This is a genomic window from Kitasatospora sp. MY 5-36, from assembly GCF_001182915.1.
Classification (GTDB): domain Bacteria; phylum Actinomycetota; class Actinomycetes; order Streptomycetales; family Streptomycetaceae; genus Kitasatospora.
On sequence record NZ_LFVW01000450.1, the window covers coordinates 1 to 9,626 of the forward strand.

Here is a 9,626-nt window from a genome sequence, read left to right on the forward strand (position 1 = left end):
CTGGCGGACGCGCTCGGGATCGGGCACGCCATGCCCGGCCGGCCCTTCGCCGCGCAGGGCGGCAACGCCCTGGTCAACAGCAAGGCGGGGTTCCGGGCGCTGGCCGCCGGCGCCGGGGTGCCGATCCCGCCCGGGCGGGTGGCCGGCTCGCCCGCGGAGGTCGAGGCCGCGATCGAGGACCTGCTGGCGCGGGGGCACAGCGTGATGGTGAAGGTCGAGTACCAGGCGGGCGGCCTCGGCAACGAGATCCTCGCCCGGGACGAGAAGGTGGAGCCGGTCGGCGCCGAGCGGGTGGTGCCGCTGCCGGACCGGGCGGCGGTGGCAGCGTACGTGGCCGAGCGGTGGACCTGGCTGACCGGCGGACGCGGCCAGCGGGTCGTGGTGGAGCGGTACTTCGCCGACTCGGCGCCGCTGTACGCCGAGTTCGTCATCGGGGACACGGGCGCCGTGCTCTCCGGCTGCGGCGAGATGGTCATGCGGCCGGTGGTGGTCGGGGAGATCACCCCGCCGGTCACCCCGGATGCCGGAGCGCGGGACGAACTCGTCCGCGAGGCCGCCCGGCTGTGCGAGGCGTTGCGGGTGATCGGCTACCGGGGCACGGTCAGCGCGGACGCCGTGCTGACCCCCGAGGGCGAGATCTACTTCCACGAGACCAACGCGCGGCTCACCGGCTCCAGCCACCTGCACCACGCCTACGCCGGCCGCCTGCTGCGCCCCGAGCACCGCGGCTCGCGCCACCTCCTGGAGCTGGCCGGCCTCAAGGTGCCGTCCTTCGCCGAGGCGGTGGCGGCGATCGGCGCGGCCGGGCTGGCCTTCGACCGGGAGAGCGGCACCGGCGTGCTGTTCAGCTCCGACTTCGGGCCCGCCGACGGCTCGGTGATGTACTGCGCGGTCGCCGAGGGCCCGGAGGCCGCCCGCGCCCTGGAGGGCGCCCTGCTCGCGCTGTTCGCCGGATGAGTCCCGACCTGGAGGAGAACGGAATGATGCGCGCCGCGCTGATCCACCGCTACGGCGGCCCGGAGGAGCTGAGCGTCCAGACGGTGCCGGAACCGGAGGCCGGCCCGGGCCGGGTGCTGGTCGACGTCACCCTGGCCGGGCTCAACTACGCCGACCTGGAGTGCCGCACCGGCGAGTACCTCAGGTTCCCGCTGCCGGCGGTGCTCGGCGTCGACGTGGTCGGGCGGCGCCGGGAGGACGGCCGGAGGGTCGTCGCGCTGCTGCGCACCGGCGGCGGGTACGCCCACGTGGCCGCACCCGAGGCGGCGCACACGGTGGAGGTGCCGGACGGCGTGGACGACGAGCAGGCGCTGGGGCTGCTGGAGCAGGGGGCGACGGCCTACGGCGCGCTGACCCTGGCAGGGCGGCTGCGGCCGGGCGACGCCGTCGGGGTGAGCGCGGCCGCCGGCGGGGTCGGGCACCTGGCGGTGCAGCTGGCCAGGGAGCTGGGCGCGAGCCGGGTGGTCGCCCTGTCCTCCACCCCGGAGAAGCGGGAGTACCTGCTCTCGCTGGGCGCCGACACCGTGCTCGACCCGGCCGACCCCGACCTGGCCGGGCGGCTCGCGGAATCGGGCGGGCTGGACCTGTTCCTCGACTCGGTCGGCGGCCCGGTGCTGCGCGCCGGGCTGGCCGGACTGGCGCCCTTCGGGCGGCTGGTGTCGGTCGGGGCGCGCGGCGGGGTGGAGGACGCCTTCACGATGGGCGAGCTGACCGAGCGCTCGGCGGGCGCCCAGGGCTTCTGGCTCAAGCACGTGCTGACGGACCGGGCGCTGTTCGAGGGCGTCGCCGACCACCTGTTCCGGCTCGCCGCCGAGAAGCGGGTGGTGGCGCGGATCGACCGGACCGTCCCGCTGTCCGGGGTGGCCGGGGCGCACCGGGCGATGGCCGCGCGGGAGACCATCGGCAAGGTGCTGGTGGACGTCCACCGCGAGGAGTGAGGACCGGGATCAGCGGAGCGCCTCCTCCGCCTCGCCCGGGGCCAGCGGCAGGCTGGCGGCCACCCGGTAGCCGCCGGTGGCGAGCCCGCCGGTCTCCAGCGTGCCGCCGTGCAGGGTGACGCGTTCGCGCATGCCGATCAGGCCGTGCCCGGACCGGGCCGCCGCCCCGGCGGTGGCTCCGCCCGCGGCCCCGGCCGGGCCCGTCCCGGTGCCCGCGCCGTCGTCGCGCACCTCGACGGTGACCCGGTCCGGACGGTACGTCAGCCGGACGTGGGCACTGGCCGGGCCGGCGTGCTTGCGGGTGTTGGTGAGGGACTCCTGGACGATCCGGAAGACGGTCAGGCCCACCGTCGGGGGCAGCGGTCGCGGGCGGCCGCTGACCTCGAACTCGGTCGGCAGGCCGGCCAGCCGGGACTCGTCGACGATGCGGTCGAGGTCGTCGGCGCCGGGCTGGGGCGGGCACGGCACGGCCTCGGGCTCCTCGTCGGCCCGCAGGACGTCGAGGAGTTGGCGCATCTCGCGCAGGGCCATCCGCCCGGAGGACTCGAGGGTCACCAGGGCGTCGCGGACCACCTCGGTGTCGCCCCCGAGGTTGGCCCGGGCGCCGCCGGCCATCAGCTGCATGGTGGTGATGTGGTGGGCCACGATGTCGTGCAACTCCCGTGCGATGCGGCGTCGTTCCTCGGCCACCGCGCGGTCGGCGAGCAGCCTGCGGTGGGCCGCCACCTGCTGCTGCCAGCGGTTGACCACGACGGCCGTGCCGACCACGACCGCGACCGCGAGGACGGCGGAGAGGACGTTCGCCCCCGTGGGGAGCCGCCCGTGGCTCTGGTTCAGCAGCGTCACCACCGCCGTCGCGCCGGACATCAGCGCCGTCACCGGGGCGGTGCGGACCCTGGCCACCGAGTACAGGGCCACCGAGAGGGCGAAGCCGAAGTGGGTCGACGGCGGTGCGGAGAGGTTCTCCGCCGCGCCCAGGGCCAGTACGGCCGCGAGCGCCGACACCGGGTGGCTGCGCCGGAAGAGCAGCGGCAGGGCCGGCAGCACGATGAGGACGACGCCGAGCGCCGTGGCACCGCCGCGTCCGGGCCCACCGTCGCCGCTCACGCTGCCGAGCGAGTAGCCGACCAGGTCCAGGGCGGCCGCGGCGACGGCGACCAGCGCGTCGTCACGCGTCCACGGCACCGCGTCGCCGCCCTCCGGCCTGTCGGCGCCCGGCAGCCTGTCGGAGGCCGGCGGCCCGCCGGAGATCGGCTGCTCGGGGTGTCGGCGCCGGCGCATCTGTGCGTCTCCCTGCTCGTGGCCCGCCGGACCGGTGCGGCGCGGCCGGGCTGTGGTGATCGACCCATTCTGGCACCGGCCGACCGGCCGCGACGGGGCCCCTGAGGCGGGTCCGGGACCGGGACCACGGTCCTGGTCCCGGACGGCTGCCGGACCCTGGGGCCCCGCCTCCGTTCATCCTGTGCCCGGACGAATCCGGGGGGTGCCGCGTGATCGTCTGGAGACCGGCCGGGAACCCGGTGCCGAGTCCACCCGCAAGTCGATACGCAGGAGAACACTTTGATCCGCGCCCTGACCGGATTCTCGACGAGAAACCCATGGAAGGTCATCGCCCTCTGGACGGTGCTGGGTGTCGCGCTGACCGCCCTGAGCGGGGCGCTGATCTTCCGCGTCACGCAGACCCGGGTCGGCGACTTCCTGCCCGCGAGCTACGACTCGGCCGCCGCGCTGAAGATCGCCGAGGACAGGTTCGGGGTGAAGCCCGACGCCGACACGGTGACCGTGCTGGTCGCCCGCTCGGACGGCGGCCCGCTCAGCGCCGCGGACCACCAGCGGATCGGCACCCTGGCCGAGAAGCTGGGCCGGCAGCGGGTCACCATGCCGAAGCCCAAGGAGGAGGACGGGCCGTCCTTCCTGGCGAGGGACCACTCGCAGACCCCCACGGTCGCCCCGGCGATGGTGGCACCGGACAAGAGCTTCGAGCTGCTCTCCGTCGGGCTGGTCGGCAACCCCGAGGAGCCGGGGATGCAGGACCTCTTCCGGGCCTTCCGGGACTCGGCGCGGGCCCAGTTCGACGAAGCGGGGCTGCGCACCGGTTTCACCGGCGGCCTGGCCGGCACGGTGGACACCAAGGACGACGGGAAGACCATGGCGAAGGTCATGGGAGCCCTCACCATGGGGCTGATCGTGCTGCTCAACGTGCTGGTGTTCCGCAGCGTGCTGGCGGCCCTGCTGCCGCTGCTCGCGGTCGCCCTGATCGGTGGCGTGGCACTGGGCGCGGTGGTCGGCGCCGCGATGCTCACCGGGATCAGGATCGACCCGAGCACCCCGTCGCTGATCCAGGTGGTCCTGATCGGCATCGGGATCGACTACCTGCTGTTCCTGCTGTTCCGCTTCCGCGAGCAGCTGCGGGCGCGACCCGAAACGCCCGTCCGGGTCGTGGCCGCGGAGGTCTCGGGGCGGGTGGGCACGGCGATCACCTCGGCGGCGCTGACCATCGTGGCCGCCTTCGCGACGCTCGGGGTGGCGAGCTTCGGGCAGTTCCGGGTGCTCGGCCCGGCCATCGCCGTCTCGGTCCTGGTCATGCTGCTGGGCAGCCTGACGCTGATGCCCGCCCTGCTGGCGGCCTGCGGACGCGGGATGTTCTGGCCCTCCCGTGCGCTCCAGAGCCGGCCGCGCGAGGGCGTGTCGGCCCGGCTGGGCGGTTTGGTGGCGCGCCGGCCGCTGGCCCTGGCGGTGGCCTCCGTCGCCGCACTGGGCGCGCTGGCCCTCGGGACGGTCGGGATCCGGATGGACTACGGCCAGGGCGCCGAAGGCCCGCGCACCGCCGCCGCCGCCACCGCGGCCGAGATCTCCCGCGCGCTGCCGGCCGGTGTGTCGGACCCGACCACCGTCTACCTCACCGCCAAGGACGGCGGCACGCTCAGCGCGGACCGGTTCGACGGCCTGTCCCGCGCGCTCGGACAGGTCGCGGGCGTGGGGCAGGTGGCGGGGACCGCCCTCGCCGACGACCGGCGGGCCGCCCGGATCGACCTCTACCTGACCGCGGACCCGCAGTCCCAGCAGGCCCGTGACGTGGTCTCGGGGCCGCTGCGGGCCGCCGTCGCCGCGCACACGCCCGCCGGGACGACGGCCCATGTCGGAGGCACCCCGGCGGTCTTCGCCGACATCTCGAAGGCCGTCGACCACGACCTGCGGCTCGTCTTCCCGGTCGCGGCCGCGCTGATCGCGCTGATCCTGCTGATGCTGCTGCGCAGCCTGCTGGCGCCGGTGGTCCTGATGGTCTCCGTCGGCCTCTGCTTCGCGGCCACGCTCGGCGCCTCGGCGCTGCTCTTCCAGCACGGCCTGGACAAGCCGGGCGTCAACTTCACGCTCCCGCTGGTGCTGTTCCTGTTCGTCGTCGCGCTCGGCACCGACTACAACATCCTGATCAGCGACCGGATCCGGGAGGAGATGGAGCAGCCGGGGCCGGCCCGCGCGGCCGTGGCCCGGGCGGTGCGGCAAACCGCCCCGGCCATCGCGACGGCGGGCCTGGTGCTGGCGGGCTCCTTCGCCACCCTCGCCGCCACCCCGGCGAGCCGTCAGGTCGGCTTCGCGCTGGCGCTCGGCATCCTGCTCTCCGCTTTCCTGCTGTCGGTGGTGCTGGTGCCCGCGCTGGCCGCGCTGTTCGGCCGCGGCATCTGGTGGCCGGTCCGCCCGGGGCGCGCCGCGGCCCGCCGCCACCCGCAGGACGGGGCGTACGAGCCGGAGCCGGACATGGGCTCCGCCCCGGACCCCTACCGGCTGACGCCGGGCCGCTGAGGGCGCCCGCCGGCAGCTCCGCACCCGATCCGGACCGGGCGTCCGGAGGCACCGGGCCCGACGGCTTCAGCCGCCGGGCCCGGTGCCGCGCCACGACGAGGCACGGCGTCAGTACCCGGCGACCTCGTCCAGGCCGTGGCCGCGCAGCGGGACGAGGAAGCTGCGGTCGAACACCACCACGGGCTCGCCGGTGGACTTCGTCCCGGTGGTGCGGCAGCTCACGATGCCCTGCCCGTCGCGGCTCTTGGAGAGCCGCTTGGCGAGGGTCTCGGTCTCCGCGTAGAGGGTGTCGCCGGTGAACACCGGGTGGGTCATCCGGATGTTCTCCCAGCCCAGGTTGGCGATGGTGCGCCCGCTCGTCGAGCGGGCGGTCATCCCGCCGACGATGCTGAGCGTCACCAGGCTGGAGACGATCGGCTTCCCCCAGGGGGTGTGGGCGCTGTAGGCGGCGTCGATGTGCAGCGGGGCGTCGTTCATGCTCAGCATGCTCATCAGCACGTTGTCGAGCTCGGTGACGGTCCGCCCGGGGCGGTGCTCGACCACCTCGCCGACCTCGAACTCCTCGTAGTAGCGGCCGACCACCTCGCGGTAGCGGCGCTCGCCGATCCGCCGGTAGCCGGCGGGTTCGGTTCCTTCCATGGCGGTTGCTCCCGGGTCCTAGAGGTCGGCGGTGAGTTCCTTGACGTGGCCGGCGAACTCGCGGATCAGCCGCTCGTCCATGTCGGCGCGCAGCATCAGCCGCAGTCCGGCCTCGCCCTTGGGCACGATCGGGAAGAACACCGCGGAGCTGTAGAAGCCGCGCTCGAAGAGCTGGGCGGACAGCTTGACCGCCCGCTCGGCCTCCCCGACGTCGACCCGGCGCACCGGCAGGCCGTTGCCCGCGAAGGTGGTCGGCAGCAGCTCGTCGAAGAGCTCGATGTTGCGGGCCAGCGCGCCCTGGAGCTCGGCCAGTTCGGGGGAGCGGTGGATGGCGGCGCTGGCCAGCGAGGCGCCGACCATCGGCAGCGGGATGTTCTGCGACCAGCCGATCGGGCCGGCGTGCCGGTGCAGGAACTCGAACTGCTCCCGGTTGCCGAGCATCGCGACGCCGCCGCTGGTGCCGAAGGCCTTGCCGAGGCTGGCGGTGATCACCGTCAGCGGGTTCATCTCCAGCCGGGAGCGGACGTAGCCCTCGCCGCGCTCGCCCGCGATGGACAGCGAGTGGGAGTCGTCGATGTAGAGGAACAGCCCGTAGCGGTCCTGGAGTTCGAGCAGCCCGTCGAGGGCCGCGGTGCCGCCCATCGAGTAGGCGCCGTCGGCGACGTAGGCGACCCGCGGGTACTTGCGGCAGATGTCCTCCAGGTAGTTCAGGTCGTTGTGCGGGCAGGTCAGCACCAGCGACTCGTCCGCGCAGATCGGCTTCATGTACGCCATGCAGAAGTGGCAGAAGCGGTCGAAGACCATCACCCGGGGGCCGCCGCCGCCCTGGCAGGTGCCGTCCAGGTGGCCGGAGGCGATCAGCGGCAGGATGCCGGCGGTGAGCGTGGTACAGGACGCCCCCGGCAGGATGTTCGCGCCGAACAGCTCGCCGAGCTCCTCCTCCAGCCGCACCAGCAGGTTGTGCCGGATTCTGGTGGTGGAGAGGACCAGCGAGGTGCCGCGGGCCTCGGTCAGCGCGTCCACCGCGCCGGCCAGGACCGCGGGGTGGTTGTTCAGGCCGAGGTACGAGCAGGAGACCATGTTGGCGAACTCGTGGCCGGTCTCGCGGACCGTCAGCCGGTTGTTGGACTCCGAGTCCACCGTGACGCCGATCAGGCCGTTGGCGGCGGCCGCCTGCCAGACCGGGTCGGCGCTCGCCAGCATGGCCTCGGCGTTGCGGTACCGGCGCGGGCCGAGGATGGATTCTTCGGTCATCGTCACTTCTCCGTCGTGTGGTTCGGGGTGTCGGTGGGCGCGTGGTGCTGCGGGTCGTGCGGTCCGCCGGGCCGGGGCGGGTCGAACTGCTCGATCAGGCGCTGCGAGGCCTCGAAGAACGGCATGCCGACCATCACGCCGTCCACCACGGTGACCGAGCGGCCGTTCTCCAGGCCCGCCGCGACCACCCGGCGGGCGCGTTCCAGCAGCTCCTCGTCGGGGCTGAACGTCGCGTTGATCAGCTCGAGTTGGCGCGGATGGACGGCGATCTTGCCGCTGAACCCGAAGTCCCGGGCGAGCCCGGCCTCCCGGCGCAGCCCGTCGAGGTCGGTGACCTCGAAGAACGGCGCGTCCATCGCCTCCACCCCCGCGGCGCGGGCGCTGTTGACCACCCGGGCGCGGGCGTGGGCCAGGGCCTCCCAGGAGAGCCGGGCGCCGACCGCGAAGGCGTAGTCGGCCGAGCCGAAGACCAGCCCGCGCAGCCGGTGCCCGGCGGCCGCGACGGCGGGCGCGTTCTCGATGCCCAGCGGGGTCTCCACGACGGCCAGGAACTCCGTCTCCGGGCAGTCCGCGCCGAGCGCGCCGGCGGCGATCTCGATGTCCCGGGGGGACTCCGTCATCGGGATCAGGACCAGGTCCGGTTTGACCCGGTACCGGGCGATGGCGATCAGGTCGCGCAGACCGTCGGGCCCGGACAGCGTGTTGATGCGCACCGCGCTGCGCGCGAGCTTGGTGGACGGGAGGGCGAAGAACTCCTCGGCGAGCCGGCGGGCCTCCTCCTTCCGGGTGGGTGGGACCGAATCCTCCAGATCGACCATGGCGATGTCGGCCCCGGACTGGTGGCTCTTGGTGTACCGCTCCACCGCCATCGCGGGTGTGGACAGGAGGGAACGGCAGTACCGCGTGAACCTCATGGATGTCTCCGAAGTCAGCGAGGGCTGCGGGTTCCGGTTCTATCCCACCGGCTTTGTTCGGCGCCGTACGGCTGGACATTGAACATCAACTCGGAACAACCGACCCGTACGCACCATTGTTTGACGCCAACGGTCCTGTGCATGATGAATCAACGGGGGGATGGACACGAGGCGCACGCGGCGCGTGTGGCGCGTGGGCACTCAAGGTTTCAGGACACCGCTTCAACGGAGAAGGGGGGCCGTCGTGCCGCGTCGGGAAAGTCCACTGGACCCCGGGGACGGGCCGCTGCTGCGCTTCGCGGGCGATCTGCGGGCCCTGCGGGAGCGCGCCGGACGTCCGCCGTACCGTCAACTCGCCCTGCGGGCACACTGCTCGGCGGCCAGCCTGTCGGTGGCCGCGGGAGGGCGGCGGCTGCCCAGCCTCGCCGTCACCCTCGCCTACGTGCAGGCCTGCGGCGGGGACGTGCGGGAGTGGCGGCACCGCTGGCAGCTGCTCGCCGCCGAACTGGCCGCCGAACAGTGCGCCCGGCGGCGCGCCCAGGACGTCGGACGGGCCCCCTACCCGGGCGCGGCCGCGTTCGAGGCGGCCGACGCCGAGCGGTTCTTCGGCCGCGAGGCGCTGCTGGACCGGCTGGTCGCCCTGCTGGCCGAACGGCGGCTGGTGATCGTCTCCGGGCCGTCCGGGGCGGGCAAGTCCTCGCTGGTCAGAGCCGGTCTGCTGGCCCGGCTCGGCGCGCCCGCCGCCACCGGTGCCGTCACCGGCGCCACCACCGGGAGACCCGGGGCCGGGGGCGGAGCGGGCCGGCCCCCGGCCGACGGCGGTGTCCCGGTGGCGCTGCTGACCCCCGGTGAACGACCCATGGAGGCGTACGCGCTCGCGCTCGCCCGGCTCGGGCAGCGGGCCGGGGAGACGAGGCGCGGCGGGTCCGGACCGACGGCCGGGGACCCGGTCCTGGTGGTCGACCAGGCCGAGCAGCTGCGCACCCGCTGCCGGGACGCCGCCGAGCGGGCGCGCTTCCTGGACGCGCTGGTGGCGACCGCCGCGGGCGATCCTGACGGGGCGTCGGACGGGCTGCCGGTGGCG

At 74.4% G+C, this 9,626-nt stretch carries 7 protein-coding genes and 1 pseudogene; 4 read left to right on the top strand and 4 right to left on the bottom strand.

Going from position 1 to position 9,626, the window contains the following annotated elements; translation table 11 throughout:
* Both AE652_RS26360 and AE652_RS26365 read left to right on the top strand, forming a co-directional pair.
* On the top strand, positions 1-957 hold a 957-nt coding region (locus AE652_RS26360; protein ID WP_049655805.1), incomplete at its 5' end, for a peptide ligase PGM1-related protein.
* Positions 954-1,934, top strand: a complete 981-nt coding sequence (locus AE652_RS26365; protein WP_234348541.1) for a zinc-binding dehydrogenase — start codon at positions 954-956, stop codon at positions 1,932-1,934. The genes AE652_RS26360 and AE652_RS26365, both read left to right, overlap by 4 nt.
* 9 nt (positions 1,935-1,943) lie before the next feature.
* On the opposite strand, the gene AE652_RS26370 is transcribed toward AE652_RS26365, so the two are convergent.
* Complete coding sequence (locus tag AE652_RS26370; RefSeq protein WP_049655807.1) at positions 1,944-3,215, bottom strand: sensor histidine kinase; 1,272 nt, start codon at positions 3,213-3,215, stop codon at positions 1,944-1,946.
* A 279-nt stretch (positions 3,216-3,494) separates the two neighbouring features.
* Here AE652_RS26370 and AE652_RS26375 point away from each other — a divergent pair, with 279 nt between their 5' ends.
* Positions 3,495-5,735, top strand: coding sequence for an MMPL family transporter (locus AE652_RS26375; RefSeq protein ID WP_049655808.1), 2,241 nt, complete (start codon positions 3,495-3,497; stop codon positions 5,733-5,735).
* Positions 5,736-5,843: 108 nt separating this feature from the next.
* Here the strand turns inward: AE652_RS26375 and AE652_RS26380 are convergent, their stop codons facing one another.
* The 3 genes from AE652_RS26380 to AE652_RS26390 are packed head-to-tail and all read right to left on the bottom strand — an operon-like array spanning position 5,844 to position 8,542.
* Positions 5,844-6,374, bottom strand: a complete 531-nt coding sequence (locus tag AE652_RS26380; RefSeq protein ID WP_049655810.1) for a MaoC family dehydratase — start codon at positions 6,372-6,374, stop codon at positions 5,844-5,846.
* Positions 6,375-6,392: 18 nt separating this feature from the next.
* Positions 6,393-7,628 (bottom strand): aminotransferase class I/II-fold pyridoxal phosphate-dependent enzyme, encoded by a 1,236-nt coding sequence (locus AE652_RS26385; protein ID WP_199823146.1) that lies wholly within the window; start codon positions 7,626-7,628, stop codon positions 6,393-6,395.
* 2 nt (positions 7,629-7,630) lie between these two features.
* On the bottom strand, positions 7,631-8,542 hold the full coding sequence (locus AE652_RS26390; RefSeq protein WP_063780272.1) for a CoA ester lyase: 912 nt from the start codon (positions 8,540-8,542) through the stop codon (positions 7,631-7,633).
* Between the two features lie 244 nt (positions 8,543-8,786).
* On the opposite strand from AE652_RS26390, the pseudogene AE652_RS49305 reads away from it, so the two are divergent.
* Positions 8,787-9,626: pseudogene (locus tag AE652_RS49305) on the top strand (hypothetical protein); the annotation flags it as partial.